Raw genomic sequence first — 15,981 nt, 5'->3', positions numbered from 1 at the left:
CTCGCCCTGATTGTCAATGCTATTGCAAATCGTTCGCATTAAAAGGAAAGCGGGACGCAAGCTCGAACGCCCGCCCTCTCTTTTAGAGGTGTCGCAAAGCTGCGACGCTTGAAGCCTTTCGATGGAAGCGGAAGAGCGTTAGCCCAAAAATGGTCCAGGTGCGGACCGGCGTTTCCGTTGGTGATTAAACCTTCCTCAATAACAAACCTCCAGAATTGGACCCTGCATGGATGGGGCATATCGCCATCCGGCCTTTTGCTCCGGTTGCGCGACGAGGCGCAGCGGGAGGAAAAGGCGTTTGACGAGGTTGTCGATGTCGGGACGTTTGACGTGAAAGCAGTGTTCAAAAGAATACGGTTTTCCCGCAAATTGGTGTTGATTGGCGGTGGTATTCTCCTCTTGGGAGGTGCTTCCGGCGTCGCGGCTATTATTGTCGGCAAGGATCAGCTCTTCGGGCCCTCCGAGGTCGTGCTGAATGGTCTTGAGTGCAAGACGGCACAAACGGTCAAGATCAAGAAGAATGGCTCGGTCTGGATTCGCAAATTCGTCCGGACAGAGGGCGGCGACGGGCAGGAGCGGGTAAAAACGGCGCTTCGCGTCGCCAAAGCTATCTACGACAAGGAGCATCCCGATCTCGTTCAGGTTTCGGTGCTTGACCAAAAGGGTCCTCAGATGCGCGCCGACATGCGCGGTCGCTCGATTGCCGCTCAGGCGATCTACATTGCCGATCTCGCAAAGCTGCCGGAAGGTGCCGCGAGCGAGAATTATTCCGCCTATTATTACGATAGCAATGCTGCCGATGATGGCCAGTTCTACGGGCTGCGGATCGATCTGCCGGCTGAAGACGCCAAGGCAATGACTGCATCGCTGACTGAGTTTACCGATTGCGCCGATCCCGTTGCGGCAGTTCCTGCGGATGGCCATGGTGCGCCTGCCGGTGGCCATGGTGCGCCTGCGGGTCATGATGCGCCTGCGGGTCATGGAGCCGAGGCCTCGGGCGGGCACGGGTCGGACGCACATGGAGGCGATGCCAAGCCATCCGACGGGCACGGTTCCGAAGGTGGCGTGAGCGACGGGCATGGCGGTGGCGAGACGCCCGCCGAAGGTGGCCACGACGCGCCTGCGAGCGCGCAGGGAGAGGGTCACGGTACGAGCGAGCCTCTGCTGACGTCGACGCCCGAAGGCAAGAGCGAAAGCATGTTCAGCTTCGGCTACATCAAGTCGCTGCTGTTCGGCAAGGGTGAGACCAACGCCCAAGCTGCGGAACAGCCTGCGGCAGCAGGCCACAGCGCGCCAGCCGTGGCGGAAGAGCCTGCGGACGCACATGGCAAGCCTGCCAGCGAGGCGACTGGTGGACATGACGCGCATGCCGCACCAAGCGCGGATGGACATGAGGCTGCTTCTGGTGGCGAGCACGCGGCAGAGACGCCAAAGCCTGAGCACTGATTGGCTTGTCCGAGCGAGATAGGTCTTCAGACCGAGATCGAAGCTTGCCACGAAAGGCAGGCACCATCATCCCCTCATTCCTGTCCTCGGTCCACGTTCGAGGACAGGAATGAGGGGGAATGAGAAGGCGGCTCCAAACAAACCACCGTTCCTAGACCGCCGCTCACCGCGACGGTCTTTCGCGCATCTCAGACCTTAGTCAGCCTTCTGGCGACGGGCCGGGAAGAGGATGACGTCGCGGATGGAAGGGGCGTTGGTGAGCAGCATCACCAGTCGGTCTACCCCGATGCCGAGGCCACCTGCTGGCGGCATGCCCTGGTCGATGGCATCGAGGAACTCGTCGTCCAGCTGCTTGTCCTTTTCGCCGCGGGCGTGGGCCTGTTCCAGCTGCTCCACCATGCGGCGGCGCTGTTCTTCCGGGTCGTTGAGTTCGGAGAAGGCGTTGCCCACTTCCCAGGCATTGCAGTAGCTCTCGAAACGCTCCACGAGGCGCGGTTCGCCCGGCACTTCCTTGGCAAAGGGCGAGATGTCCTTTGGGAAATGCGTCACATGGCTTGGCTGGATCAGTGTGCCTTCGACCTTTTCTTCGAAGATGAAGGCGAGGCACTCGCCCCAGGTCCAGTCCTTCTCGACTTCGAAACCGGCAGCCTTGGCGGCGGCGCGGGCTTCTTCGTCAGTCTTGATCGCCAAGAAGTCGATGCCGGTCGCTTCCTTGACGGCATCTGGCATCGGCACGCGCTTGAACGGACCCTTGAAGGAAATCGTCTGGCCCTGGAAGTCCAGCTCGGTGGTGCCGTGGATAGCGATTGCCAGCGTTTCGAACATACGCTCGACGAGGCTCATAATGTCCTCGTAGTCGGCATAGGCCCAGTAGCATTCCAGCATGGTGAATTCGGGATTATGCCGGGTCGACACGCCCTCATTGCGGAAGTTGCGGTTGACTTCGAAGACCTTGTCGGACAGGCCGGACACCAGCGTGCGCTTCAGGAACAGTTCCGGCGCGATGCGCAGATACATGTCCATCTTCAGCGTGTTGTGGAAGGTCTTGAACGGATCGGCGGTGGCGCCGCCATAGACCGTCTGCAGCATCGGCGTTTCGACTTCGAGGAAGCCTTCGGCCTCCATGAAGCGGCGGATACCGGAAATGATCTTGGAGCGCTGCTGGAAGCGCAGCTTGGATTCCTCGTTGGAGAGGATGTCCAGATGGCGCTTGCGATAGCGGATTTCGACGTCGGAAATACCGTTCCACTTCTCCGGCATCGGCAGAAGCGACTTGGTGAGCATGGTGATCTCTTCGGCATTGATCGTCAGCTCGCCACGCTTGGTGCGGCGCACCTTGCCGGTAACGCCGATGATGTCGCCAATGTCGATCATCGGCAGCATCTCGCGTGCCACTTCCGGCGTCGTATCCTTGTGGGAGAAGATCTGCACCTTGCCCGACGCATCATGGATATCCATGAACATGCCGGAATTGCGCGAGGAATAGACGCGACCGGCAACCGTGACCGTATCGCCCGTTTCGACATCCGGCTCGATATCGGCATATTTTTCCGCAAGCTCGGCATTGGTCAGCGTGCGGTGGAAATGGGCCGGGTAAACGTCGCCGATCTTGTCGCGCAGGATCGCCAGCTTCTGGCGACGCACTTCGGTGGCGTCGGAGGACAGGGCAGTGGTTTCGGTCGTCTTGGTGTCGGTCATGGTCTCAAAGCCTTTTTCGGGCGTGTTGTTCTTGTGTCTGTGGCGGCCACCTCTTGTGCCCGCACTGTCCTGTCAGCCCGCAGCGCCGACCATCGTCGTGACGACGGCAATGGCTGCCTTCAGGCGCTGGCGCACGACGGAGCGGCCGAGCAGCGCCATGGAATCGAAGAGCGGCAGCGAGCGCGAGGAGCCAGACATGGCGACGAAGAGCGGCGGGGTGACGACGCGCAGCTTCTTGCCGGTGCGTTCGGCCACATCGCGCAATTCCGCCTCGATGGCTTCGACGTTCCAATCCGGCATCTTTTCCAGATCGGTGGCGACCGTCGTCAGGATCTCGAGGATCTCTTCCGGCTTGCTCTTCAGCCCGGCGAAGGAGGCCGGTGTCAGGCCGACATCGCCGGAGAGCAGGAAGCCTGCGAGATTGGGCAATTCGCCGAGCTTGGAGACGCGGCTTTGGGAGAGCTTCAGGCCTTCGGTCAGGCGCTGGTTTTCCATCGCCCATTCCAGCGTGCGGGCAATGAACTCTTCCGGCGAAAGCTTTTCGCGCAGCCAGCGACCGTTCAGCCAGTCGAGCTTCTGAATGTCGAAGATCGCGCCCGCCTTGGAGAGTGCTTCCGGGTCGAACTTGGCGGCGAGCTCGTCCATCGACAGCAGCTCTTCGCCTTCAGCGATCTGGATGAAGAACAGGCCGAGGAAGTTCATCAGCGCCTCCGGCAGATAGCCCAGCGCGGAATAATAGGAGATCGAGGTCGGGTTCTTGCGCTTGGAAAGCTTGGACTTGTCGGCGTTGCGCATCAGGGACAGATGCATGAACACCGGCTCCTGCCAGCCGAAGTAGCGATAGAGCAGGATGTGCTTGGGCACCGATGCCAGCCACTCTTCGCCGCGCGCCACATGGGTAATCTTCATCAGATGGTCGTCGATGACGTTAGCCATGTGATAGGTCGGCATGCCGTCGGCCTTGATCAGCACCTGCATGTCGACCGATTCCCATGGGATCGAGACATCGCCATAGACGCCGTCATGGAAATCGCACGAACCTTCGGTCGGGATCTTCATGCGCACGACGGAAGGCTCGCCCGCTTCCATCTTGGCGGTGACTTCTTCCGCCTTCAGATGCAGGCAGAGACCGTCATAGCCCGGCGGCTTGCCAGCCGCGCGCTGGGCTTCGCGCATTTCTTCCAGCCGCTGCGGCGTGCAGAAGCAGCGGAAGGCGTGGCCCTTGTCGAGAAGTTCCTGCGCGTAAGGCCAGTACATGTCCTTGCGCTCGGACTGGCGGTAGGGGCCGTAAGGACCGCCGACATCCGGGCCTTCCGACCATTTCAGGCCGGTCCATTTCAGCGCTTCCAGAACCTTCTCTTCATATTCGCGCGTGGAGCGCGTGGCATCGGTATCTTCGATGCGCAAAATGAACTCGCCGCCATGCTTCTGGGCGAAGAGATAGTTGAAGAGGGCGATATAGGCTGTGCCGACATGCGGCTCGCCGGTGGGGGAAGGGGCAATACGGACGCGGACGCCGGAAGTGGTCATTGGAATTCACTCGTCGTGACGTTGCAGCGACGCAAGGCTCAAAATCAGCCTGTTGTCAGCGAAATTGACGTTGGATGCGAAAGAAAGGGTGAAAAGAGACGCAGGCTCAAGCGCCATTTCACACCATCCCATTGGGCATGGCTTAGGCCATATTCCACCGCAGGCGTCAAGGAAATTAGGACAGGATACGCTCTGGGTGGGCCTCTCCCGCCGAGCGAGCGGTCAGGAAACGGGCCAGACGTAAAGCAGCATGGGGATGCTGACGATGACGATCATGATGGAGAGCGGAAATCCAAGGCGCGGGTAGTCGCTGAAGCGATAGCCGCCCGGTCCCATGACCAGCGTATTGCACTGGTGGCCGATGGGGGTGAGGAAATCGCAACCCGCGCCGATCGCCACAGCCATCAGGAAGGCTTCCGGTCGAAAGCCGAGCGTGGTGGCAAAGCCCGCTGCGATCGGCCCCATGACCAGCACGGTCGCAGCATTGTTGAGGAAGGGGGTTACGGCCATCGCCGTCAACAGGATCAGCCCGAGCGCTGCAAATGGCGGCAGGCCCTGTGCCACGCCTCCGAGCCAGTGGGAGATCAACTCGCTCGCACCACTGGTTCTGAGACTATCGCTCACGGGAATGAGGGCAGCCAGCATGACGAGGATCGGCCCATCGACGGATTTGTAAACCTCCGTCAGAGGAATGGCGCCCGCGACGATCATCATGAAGGCAGCGGCGAAGAAGGCGACGGAAACCGGCACCAGTCCGCTGCCGGCCGCCGCCATGGCCGCAGCAAGCACGAGGAGCGGCACGAAGGCCCGGCGCTGGACACCGAGCAGGATCTCGCGCTGCGCCAAGGGCAGCAGCGAGAATTCCTGCAGCATCAAGGGCACGTTCTTGCGGTTGCCCTGCAACAGAAGCACATCTCCGGTCTGGAGCGTCAGATCGCTCAAGCGCTCGCTGACGCGGTGGCCGCGACGCGACACGGCGATAAGGTTGACGCCGCGGGTATAAGACAGCGCCAGTTCACGCGCCGACATGCCGTTGAGCGGAGAGACGTTGCTGATGACGGCTTCCATGGAAACGAGATCGACGACCTTCTCGCCCCTTTCGGTAAGCGGTTTGCCGGACAGGATGAGCTTTGCCTGAGACACCATGCGGTCGAGCCCTTCCGGGCTCCCTTCCAGCATCACCGTATCGCCGCTCTTCAGCTTCACATCGGGAAAGGGTGAGATGCGGCGCGGACCGCGCAGAATGGTCCTGGCAATCACGTCGCCATCGCCAAGTCTCAGGAGTTCGCGCAGCGGCTTGTCGACGAGCACGCTGTCAGATGCCAGCGTGGCTTCGGCGGTGTAGCTTGCCTGGTCGAGAATATCTTCAACAGACGCCTGCTGCTTTGCCCGGACCGGCAGAAGACGATAGCCAAAGGTGAGGAAGAGAATGCCGACCACGGTCAGCGCAAGACCGACAGGGGTGAAATCGAACATGGAGAAGCTCTGCCCGGTCATTTCCTCGCGAAGGCGCGAGACGACGATATTGGGAGAGGTGCCGATCTGCGTCATCAACCCGCCGAGCAGGGCGGAGAAGGCCATCGGCATCAGATAGTAGGAGACGGGGCTGCCGGATTTGCGGGCGAACTGAAACGCCACCGGCATCATGATGGCAAGCGCGCCGATATTCTTGATGAAGGCCGACATGACGGCAACGGTCAACATCAGGAAGGCGAGCTGCAAACCCTTGGAGCGCATTTCCGGCAGGTAGCGCTTGATGACGAAATCGACGATGCCGGAGCGCGCCACGGCGGAGCTGACGATGAGCGCGCTGCCGACAATGATGACGATGTCGTCGGAGAAACCGGAAAAGGCCTTGTCGAAGGGAACGACGCCGACCGCGACGGCCACAAGAAGTGCGCTGCATGCCACGATATCGTAGCGGAACCTGTCCCACATGAAGGCCACCATCATCCCTGCGATCACGGTGAAGGCGAGGATCTGCTCTGTGGTCATGCGGGGCACTTTCAGGAGGGCATTGCTGTTTCGCAATGACGGGATGACCCGGGAAGGGGTGCATCAAGAACGCTGGCGATATGACACTTGTTCCTGCCGCCGCGACGGGTTTTACGGCATGTGGCTCAGACGCCATCCGGGGCTGGCATGGGCAAGTGGTTGAGGTTGCTTGCCCTTCAGCTGTCGCGAGGCAGCGCCTTGCGAGAGCTTCAGGCTTTGCCGGAGCCCGCAGCGATTGCGGGCTCCAGCCAGTCTTCAAAGCGTCAGTGCAGGGTGCCGCTCTTCTTGCGCCTGGAGTTGCGCGCAACGATGTTGAGCACTTCCACCAGCGCCGAGAAGGCCATGGCGGCATAGACGTAGCCCTTCGGCACGTGGAAGCCCATGCCTTCTGCAATCAGCGTGGTGCCGATCATCAAAAGGAAGGCGAGCGCCAGCATGACGACGGTCGGGTTGCGCTCGATGAAATTGGCAAGCGGTGTTGCTGCCAGCAGCATGACCGTAACAGCGACGATGACGGCAACCACCATGATCGGCACATGCGGGGTCATGCCGACGGCGGTGATGATGCTATCCACCGAGAAGACCAGATCGAGCAGCAGAATCTGGACGATGGCCGACGAGAAGCTGCCAATTGCGGCCTTGCCGCCGACCATGTCTTCCTTGTGGTCGATCGGATCGACATTGTGGTGAATTTCCTTGGTGGCCTTCCAGACGAGGAAGAGACCGCCGACGATGAGGATGATGTCCTTCCAGGAGAAGGGCTGGCCGAAGACTTCGAAGACCGGTTCTGTCAGCTGTACGATCCAGGCAACGGTTCCGAGCAGACCAAGACGCATGATCAGCGCCAGGCCAATGCCGATGCGACGCGCCTTTTCGCGCTGGTTCTCCGGCAACTTGTTGGTCAGGATCGAGATGAAGATCAGGTTGTCGATACCAAGCACCACCTCCATGACGATGAGGGTGACGAGCGCCACCCATGCGGTGGGATCTGACAAGAGAGGGACGATGGACTCCATCGGGCCGGACTTCCTTTTCAACTAAGGGTTATTTTTCCACGTAATTAGCGCAGATAATGGCGATTTATAACTAAAAAGTTGCGACGCCGGTATGTCAAAAGCGCCGTCGGAACCAAGGTCCAGCGGCGCTCATGACAATAGTGCGGAAGAATGAATGGTCTCAGGCGGCTTTGGTTCCATAGGCGGCCATGAAGACGCGGATGGCGCTGGATATCACGCGCTCCAGTTCCTCGTCGGGCACCGGACCTTCAAGCTCACCGAACAGGCGATATTTGAAAAAGGTACCAGTGGAGAGTTCGATAAACTGGCGTGCGGCCAGTTCCACATCATCGATCTCGAGACTGCCATTGGAAATATGGTGGCGGATGAACTCTTCCAGAACGATGCGGACATTGTTTGGCGCCGAGCTGAAGAAACGGCGCGAAAGTTTCGGCATGCGGTCGATTACGCCAAGCAGTGAGCGCATGGCTGGTATCATGTCAGTACATACCAGGCGATTGGCAAAGGCCGTTCCAAACTGCCTCAAGCCTTCGCGCACCTCTTCGGTGCCGGCGAGAATATCGCGCATGGAATCGGCAAATTCGCGTCTGTGGCGATCGATGAGCGCTTCGAACAGTTCTTCCTTGTTGGAAAAGTAGACATAGATCGTACCCTTGGAAACGCCTGCTTCCCGGGTAATATCGTTCATGCTGGCGGCATCGAAGCCCTTCTGCCGGAACATGCGCCACGCGCCGTCGAGAATCTGTTCGCGCTTGGAGGGGTCCTCGCCCGCTGCAAAGCGCCCACCCGCTGCAGCGGTCGAACATGCGTCCTCGATAGCTCTCTCCGTCATCGTCTTCCGTCCGGTTGCGATTAACACTCAATTCAACATATCGAACCGGGTGGTTCGATGGCTCTTGATATGTGCGTTAGAACGGACTATGTCAATCGAACCGAACGGTTCAGTTCAATAAATTTCATATAACCAGGTGTCTACCATGTCGTCTCAAAAGAGTGGCGCAGTGCGAGCGATCAATTCGTCCGATGCAGCAGAAGCCCAGACAACAGTTCAGGCTGAAGCCCGCACTGAAGAAAACCGTCCAGCAGATGCCGCAAAGGCCGCAGCGCCGGTGCAGCCGCCAGTCCAGAAGAAAAAGGGCAAGTCCTTCCTTCTTCCGATCATTGGACTTGCGCTGTTGGCCGGTGCCGCCTGGTATGGATACGACTACTGGACGACGGGCCGCTTCATGGTGTCGACCGACGACGCCTATATACATGGCGATATCGCTGTCATTTCGCCGAAGGTTTCGGGCTATGTCGCGAAGGTGGATATCGTCGCCAACCAGCAGGTAAAGGCTGGCGATCCGCTGGTGACGCTGGACGATGGCGATTACCGCAATGCGCTGGAACAGGCTGAGGCGCAGCTTGCCACCCAGCAACTGTCCCTGAACCGCATCGACGCGCAGATATCAGGCGGTGAAGCCGCATTGGCGCAGGCCGTGGCCCAGAAGGGCGCGCTTGACGCAGCGCTTCAGGGTGCCGAGATCAACAACAAGCGCGCTACCGAGCTCCAGTCCAAGGATGTCGGCACCGCCGCATCCGCCGACAATGCCCGCATCGCGCTGGAGCAGGCCAAGGCCAACCTTGCCGCCGGTCAGGCGAATGTGGTTGCGGCTCAGGCCAATATCGAACTTTTGAAGGCGCAGCGCAAAGAGGCCGAAGGCTCGATCCGCACGCTGGAACTGGCGCGCGACAAGGCCGCCCGCGATCTCTCTTTCACCGTTCTGCGTGCGCCTTATGATGGTGTGATCGGCAATCTCTCGGTTCAGACGGGCGATCTGGTTTCGGCCGGCAAGCGCCTGGCCTCTCTGGTGCCGATGAACCAGCTTTATGTCGATGCCAATTTCAAGGAAACGCAGCTCGCGCGCATCGTTCCCGGTTCCAAGGTGACGGTGCATGTGGATGCCTTCGACGACGACCCCATCGAAGGCACGGTGCAGTCGATCTCGCCAGCATCCGGCTCGGTCTTCTCCATGCTGCCGCCGGAAAACGCCACGGGCAACTTCACCAAGGTGATCCAGCGCGTGCCGGTGCGTGTCGTTCTGTCCAAGGAAGATATCGACAAGCATCATCTGCGCGCGGGCTTGAGCGTCGTTGTCGATGTCGACACCCGCACGGCGCCCAAGGCGACCGATACGGCCGCAGCGCAGAACCAGTCCAAGTAACCGGCGGCCCGGATCAAAGTAAGGATCACTACGATGGCGGCTACAGCCAGCATGAGCGGCGGCACCACAGCCGCCGTCGATCCGCCGATGGACCGCAGACGCCTGATCGCGTTCTTCGCCATGGTCTTCGGCATGTTCATGTCGATCCTCGACATTCAGATCGTCTCGGCCTCGCTGGCTGAAATTCAGGCGGGTCTGGGTGCCGGGTCTGATGAGATTGCCTGGGTGCAGACATCCTACCTGATTGCGGAGGTCATCATGATCCCGCTGTCTGGTACACTTGCGCGCATTCTCTCTACCCGCGTGCTGTTTGCCACCTGTGCGGCTGGCTTCACCATTTCCAGTGCGCTTTGCGCCACCGCGACGAATATCGACCAGATGATCGTCTACCGCGCCATTCAGGGCTTTATCGGTGGCGGCATGATCCCCTCGGTTTTCGCTGCAGCCTTCACCATCTTCCCGCCGTCCAAGCGCCCGATCGTTTCACCCATTATCGGCCTTGTCGCAACGCTTGCGCCCACCATCGGTCCGACGGTCGGCGGTTATCTTTCCAACGCCTTTTCCTGGCACTGGCTGTTCCTCGTCAACATCATTCCCGGCATCATCGTCACCATCCTGACCTGGAGCCTGATCGATTTCGACAAGCCGGAAACCTCGCTTTGGAAGAAGTTCGACTGGTGGGGCCTGATCTCCATGGGTGTCTTCCTCGGCTCGCTGGAATATGTGCTGGAAGAGGGTAACAATAACGACTGGTTCAATGACGAGAATATCGTCATTGCCGCGATCGCCATGACGATTGGCGCGGTGGTGTTCTTCTGGCGGGCCTTCAAGGTGGATTTCCCGGTGGTGGATCTGCGCGCCTTTGCAGACCGGAATTTCTCCATCGGCTCGCTGTTTTCCTTCGTCATGGGCATCGGTCTTTATGGACTGACCTATCTCTACCCGCTCTATCTGGGGCGCGTGCGCGGCTACGATGCGCTGATGATCGGCGAGACGATGTTCGTCTCGGGTCTCACAATGTTCTTCACCGCGCCGATTGCAGGACGGCTTTCGGCCAAGCTCGATCCGCGCGTGATGATGGCGATCGGCTTCATCAGCTTTGCATCCGGCACCTGGATCATGACCCATGTCACGGCGGATTGGGATTTCAACGAACTCCTGATCCCGCAGATCCTGCGCGGTTTCGGCCTTATGATGTGCATGGTGCCGATCAACAATATCGCGCTTGGAACCCTTCCGCCCGCCCGCATCAAGAACGCATCCGGTCTCTTCAACCTCACGCGTAACTTGGGCGGTGCGGTCGGTCTTGCCATCATCAACACCGTGCTCAGCCAGCGCACCGACGACCACTATTTCCGCATTGCCGACCATGTGAATTACGGCAATCCGGCAGCGCTGGACTGGCTGAGCAGCGTTGGCGGCAACTACGATTCCTACGGGCTCGACGGCTCGTCGGTCGCGATCAAGAAGCTTGTCGGCATCGTTTCGCAGCAGGCGTGGATACTGGCGTTTGCCGATGTGTTCCTGCTTTTGACCTTCCTGTTCAGCGGCCTGATTTTCCTCACGCTGTTGATCAACAAGCCCAAAGCGGCGGCGCCGCCAGACGCCGCGCACTGAGTTTCATCCATCCACCGCAGCGCATGCAGGGGTCACCGGAAACGGTGGCCCCTTCTTGGTTTCGTGTGGGTGTTTTCTTCGGGGCAGCGACACGCTTGAGATATTGCCGCGGCTCTGTCCCTGCAAGCGCTCCACACTCTGCCGTCATCCTCGGGCTTGACCCGAGGATCCACGATTTTCCAACAGCGTCAATGGTTTATGGATCCTCGGGTCAAGCCCGAGGATGACGCAGAGTGTGTGGCAAGCTGCCTGCAACGAACCGAAACGCAGCAGAACAAAGAACGCCGGCCGCTCAAGCGACCAACCCGCAACCCCTTCATGAGGTACGTACATCATTTTATGATTTACGTACCTCAGAAACTCCTCTATGACGTTGCGCCGGGAGGAAGCATGAAGCCGACAGTTCACGATATCGCATCGAAGGCAGGGGTCAGTTTGGCGACCGTCGACCGGGTAATCAACCTGCGTCCGGGCGTGCATCAGTTGACCCGCGCCAAGGTGGAGGCCGCAATTTCCGAGCTTGGCTATGTGCGCGATATCGCGGCCGCCAATCTTGCCAAGGGGCGCAGCTATGCGCTGGTCTTCATTCTTCCCAATAACGACAATTCCTTCATGGCCGGGCTTCGCAACGAGGTTCGGTGTGCGGCCTCGCGCTCCTATGTGGAGCGCACGTCGATCCGCATCATCGAGGTGCCGCCTTTCGATCCGGCAGCGCTGACCCAGGCGCTCGATGTGGCGCGGCTGGAAAAGCCGTCCGGCGTTGCCTTTGTCGCCATCGATTCCGAGGATGTGTTGGAGGCGACCGATCGGCTCACCCATAGCGGGATTGCAGTCGCAACGCTGGTGTCGGATCTGACAGGCTCGAAGCGCGATCATTTCGCCGGCATCGACAATCATGCTGCGGGGCGTACGGCGGCGAGCCTGATGGGGCGTTTCTTGCCGAAGCAGAAGGCAGAGATCGCGGTTCTGGCGGGCTCCATGCTGGTGCAGGATCACCGCCAGCGTCTTGCCGGTTTTGAAAGCGTGATCGAAGCCGAATTTGCGCATCTCTCCATCCGTCCGGTTCTGGAAGGGCGAGACGATGCCGAGAGGGTCGAAGCGCTCGTCGCAGACACTCTGCGCGACAATCCAAAGCTTGCCGGGCTCTATAGCCTCGGTGCGGGAAACCGCGGTCTGATCCGGGCGCTGAAAGCGCATGATGGTCTGCGGCCCTGCGTCATCGCGCACGAGCTGAACGACACGACCGCCGCAGCCCTTCGCGATGGCACGCTGGATGCCGTGCTGAACCAGGATTCCGGCCATGAGGTGCGTAGCGCAATCCGCGTGCTGAAAGCCCGCGCCGATGGGCTTGCCGTCATCGAGGCGCAAGAGCGTATCCGTATCGACATATTCTTGAGGGACAATCTCCCTTGAGCGCCTATCGCTTCAACTTCATTCGGGCGCTGCCCGGCTGGAACTGCTCCAGCACAATCACATCCAATCGTGGAGGACGACATGTATCTCGGTCTTGATCTTGGAACATCCGGCGTGAAAGCGCTGCTGATCGATGGCGATCAGACGGTCGTCGGTTCGGCCAATGGCGCGCTCGACGTTTCGCGCCCGCATCACGGCTGGTCGGAGCAGGACCCGGCCCACTGGATCAAGGCGACTGAAACAGCCATTGCCGGATTGAAGGCGAAGTTTCCCGCCGAGCTTTCGGCAGTCAAGGGCATCGGCCTCTCCGGCCAGATGCATGGTGCCACGCTGATCGATGCGGGCGGCAACGTTCTTCGTCCTTCTATCCTGTGGAACGACACCCGCTCTTACGCCGAAGCCGCCAAGCTCGATGCGGACCCACGCTTTCGCCAGATTACCGGCAATATCGTCTTTCCAGGCTTTACCGCGCCAAAGCTCGTCTGGGTGAAGAACAATGAGCCGGAGATTTTTGCCAAGGTGGCCAAGGTGCTGCTGCCGAAGGATTATCTGCGGCTTTGGCTGACGGGCGAATACATCTCCGAAATGTCCGACTCTGCCGGAACCTCCTGGCTGGATACGGGCGCGCGCAAGTGGTCTTCCGAGCTGCTTGCGGCAACCGATCTCGGCGAAGACCATATGCCTTCGCTGGTGGAAGGCACGGATGAGGCGGGCGTGCTGCGCGCCGAACTGGCGTCTGCCTGGGGTCTCTCCGGCAAGGTCGTCGTGGCCGGTGGTGCTGGGGACAATGCAGCGTCGGCCTGCGGCATGGGCACGGTTGCCGAAGGCCATGCCTTCGTGTCGCTTGGCACCTCCGGCGTACTCTTTGCTGCCAATGCCTCCTATTTGCCGAAGCCGGAGAGTGCCGTTCACGCCTTCTGCCACGCGCTGCCCAACACCTGGCACCAAATGGGCGTCATCCTGTCGGCCACCGACGCGCTCAACTGGTATTCCGGCATTGCCGGTAAATCCGCGTCTGAACTTTCGAGCGAGTTGGGCGACAACCTGCAAGCGCCGACCGGCGTCACCTTTGCGCCCTATCTTTCCGGCGAACGCACCCCACACAATGACGCGGCCATTCGCGGCTCCTTCATCGGCCTTTCCCACGAAAGCGACCGCAAGGCGCTGACGCAGGCCGTGCTGGAAGGCGTGACCTTCGCCATCCGCGACAATCTGGAGGCGCTGAAATCGGCTGGCACCTCGATCTCACGCGTCACTGCCATCGGTGGCGGCTCGCGCTCGCGCTATTGGCTCGCCTCGATCGCCACCTCGCTTGGCGTGCCGGTGGATATTCCGGCGGAGGGCGATTTCGGCGCGGCCTTTGGCGCGGCTCGTCTCGGCCTGATTGCCGCGACCGGCGCCGATCCGCTTGAGGTCTGCACCCAGCCGGAAACGGAAGAAACCATCGAGCCGGTGGCAGCGCTCAGCGGTTCCTACGAGGAAGCTTATGCGCGATACCGCGCGCTTTATCCGGCCATCAAGCCGCTGTCGCACTGACAAACTTTCGAACACCATTTTCGATCATCAAGGGAGAAGAAATCATGAGCACTGGATTTTTCGGCAATATCGCCAAGGTCAAATATGAAGGCCCGGACAGCACCAATCCGCTGGCCTTCCGCCACTATAACCCGGATGAAGTCGTTCTCGGCAAGCGCATGGAAGACCATCTGCGCTTTGCTGTCGCCTACTGGCATTCCTTTGCCTGGGAGGGTAGCGATCCCTTCGGCGGTCGTACCTTCGATCGTCCGTGGTTTGGCGATGACATGCAGAAGGCCAAGCTGAAGGCCGATGTGGCGTTTGAAATGTTCAGCCTGCTCGGCGCGCCATACTACTGCTTCCACGATGCGGATGCGCGTCCTGAAGGCCAGACATTTGCCGAGAGCACCAAGAACCTCAACGAGATCGTCGATTACCTGCAGAAGAAGCAGGAAGAGACCGGCGTCAAGCTGCTGTGGGGCACGGCGAACCTCTTCTCCAACCGTCGCTTCATGTCGGGCGCTTCCACCAATCCGGATCCGGATGTGTTTGCCTATTCGGCAGCCACCATCAAGACCTGCATGGACGCCACGATGAAGCTCGGCGGCGAGAACTATGTTCTGTGGGGTGGTCGCGAAGGTTACGAGACGCTGCTCAACACCGATCTCTCCAGAGAATTCGACCAGATGGCGCGCATGCTGCATATGGTGGTGGAGTACAAGTACAAGATTGGCTTCAAGGGCACGATCCTTGTCGAGCCGAAGCCGCAGGAGCCGACCAAGCACCAGTATGATTACGACGTCGCAACCGTCTATGGCTTCCTGAAGAAGTACGGCCTCGAAAACGAAGTGAAGATGAACATCGAGCAGGGCCATGCGATCCTGGCTGGCCATACCTTCGAGCATGAGCTGGCGCTTGCCAACACGCTCGGCATCTTCGGCTCGATCGACATGAACCGCAACGACTACCAGTCCGGCTGGGATACCGACCAGTTCCCCAACAATGTGCCTGAAATGGCGCTGGCCTATTACCAGGTTCTGCAGGCGGGCGGCTTTACCACCGGTGGCACGAACTTCGATTCCAAGCTGCGTCGCCAGTCGCTCGACCCGGAAGACCTGCTGATCGGCCACATCGGCGGCATGGATTGCTGCGCTCGTGGCCTGAAGGCTGCGGCAAAGATGGTGGAAGACGGCGCGCTTTCGAAGCCGCTCGCAGAACGCTACGCCAAGTGGGACCAGCCGGAAGCGCAGAAGATGCTGCGCGGCGAAATGAAGCTGGAAGAGATTGCGGCCAAGGTGGAGCGGGAGAATATCAACCCGCAGCCGAAGTCCGGCCGCCAGGAATATCTCGAAAACGTGGTCAATCGCTACGTCTGAGGCGTTGTGCCGGTGAGAGCCGGCTGTTGCGACTGTTTCACCCCGGACTTGCGTTCGGGGTGAAGTGCTTAGGAGAATGTTTAGTGCCTGTGGCTGTCTTCCAAAGGGCTCAGTTATTGCGCACTAACCTCTCCTCCGTCATCCTCGGGCTTGACCCGAGGATCCATAACC

Annotated in this window: 11 protein-coding genes; 6 read left to right on the top strand and 5 right to left on the bottom strand. The window is 60.0% G+C overall.

Features of this window, described 5'->3' with window-relative positions:
* Window positions 1-330 precede the first annotated feature (330 nt).
* A complete protein-coding gene (locus ACQZ5M_RS18105) occupies window positions 331-1,446 on the top strand; it encodes a hypothetical protein (protein WP_449080432.1) in 1,116 nt (371 codons plus the stop codon).
* 195 nt (window positions 1,447-1,641) lie between these two features.
* On the opposite strand, the gene lysS is transcribed toward ACQZ5M_RS18105, so the two are convergent.
* The 5 genes from lysS to ACQZ5M_RS18080 all read right to left on the bottom strand — a co-directional run bounded on the left by lysS (window position 1,642) and on the right by ACQZ5M_RS18080 (window position 8,517).
* Entirely contained in the window at window positions 1,642-3,144 is a 1,503-nt protein-coding gene (lysS, locus tag ACQZ5M_RS18100) for a lysine--tRNA ligase (protein WP_449080431.1), read from the bottom strand.
* A gap of 72 nt (window positions 3,145-3,216) precedes the next feature.
* On the bottom strand, window positions 3,217-4,674 hold the full coding sequence (gene gltX / locus ACQZ5M_RS18095; protein ID WP_296078443.1) for a glutamate--tRNA ligase: 1,458 nt from the start codon (window positions 4,672-4,674) through the stop codon (window positions 3,217-3,219).
* Window positions 4,675-4,896: 222 nt separating this feature from the next.
* Window positions 4,897-6,669, bottom strand: a complete 1,773-nt coding sequence (locus tag ACQZ5M_RS18090; protein ID WP_449080430.1) for an SLC13 family permease — start codon at window positions 6,667-6,669, stop codon at window positions 4,897-4,899.
* Window positions 6,670-6,932: 263 nt separating this feature from the next.
* Entirely contained in the window at window positions 6,933-7,685 is a 753-nt protein-coding gene (locus tag ACQZ5M_RS18085) for a TerC family protein (RefSeq protein ID WP_449080429.1), read from the bottom strand.
* Window positions 7,686-7,845: 160 nt separating this feature from the next.
* Window positions 7,846-8,517 (bottom strand): TetR/AcrR family transcriptional regulator, encoded by a 672-nt coding sequence (locus ACQZ5M_RS18080; protein WP_296014435.1) that lies wholly within the window; start codon window positions 8,515-8,517, stop codon window positions 7,846-7,848.
* A 145-nt stretch (window positions 8,518-8,662) separates the two neighbouring features.
* On the opposite strand from ACQZ5M_RS18080, the gene ACQZ5M_RS18075 reads away from it, so the two are divergent.
* The 5 genes from ACQZ5M_RS18075 (at window position 8,663) to xylA (ending at window position 15,810) form a co-directional block, all read left to right on the top strand.
* The gene (locus tag ACQZ5M_RS18075) at window positions 8,663-9,889 is read left to right on the top strand and encodes an HlyD family secretion protein (protein WP_296082536.1); all 1,227 of its coding nucleotides are present in this window, start codon (window positions 8,663-8,665) and stop codon (window positions 9,887-9,889) included.
* Between the two features lie 33 nt (window positions 9,890-9,922).
* Window positions 9,923-11,506 carry a DHA2 family efflux MFS transporter permease subunit gene (locus ACQZ5M_RS18070; protein ID WP_449080428.1) on the top strand — a complete coding sequence of 528 codons (1,584 nt, stop codon included), beginning with the start codon at window positions 9,923-9,925 and terminating at the stop codon, window positions 11,504-11,506.
* A gap of 390 nt (window positions 11,507-11,896) precedes the next feature.
* Entirely contained in the window at window positions 11,897-12,919 is a 1,023-nt protein-coding gene (locus tag ACQZ5M_RS18065; RefSeq protein ID WP_296014431.1) for a LacI family DNA-binding transcriptional regulator, read from the top strand.
* A gap of 81 nt (window positions 12,920-13,000) precedes the next feature.
* Window positions 13,001-14,455 (top strand): xylulokinase, encoded by a 1,455-nt coding sequence (gene xylB / locus ACQZ5M_RS18060; RefSeq protein WP_449080427.1) that lies wholly within the window; start codon window positions 13,001-13,003, stop codon window positions 14,453-14,455.
* Window positions 14,456-14,499: 44 nt separating this feature from the next.
* Window positions 14,500-15,810: a xylose isomerase gene (gene xylA / locus ACQZ5M_RS18055; protein WP_296014428.1), complete on the top strand. Its 1,311-nt coding sequence runs from the start codon at window positions 14,500-14,502 to the stop codon at window positions 15,808-15,810.
* Window positions 15,811-15,981: the final 171 nt, after the last annotated feature.

This window comes from Rhizobium sp. 22-785-1, from assembly GCF_053521965.1.
The sequence above is the reverse complement of the archived record's forward strand: the minus strand, read 5'-3'. Positions and strand labels throughout refer to the sequence as shown.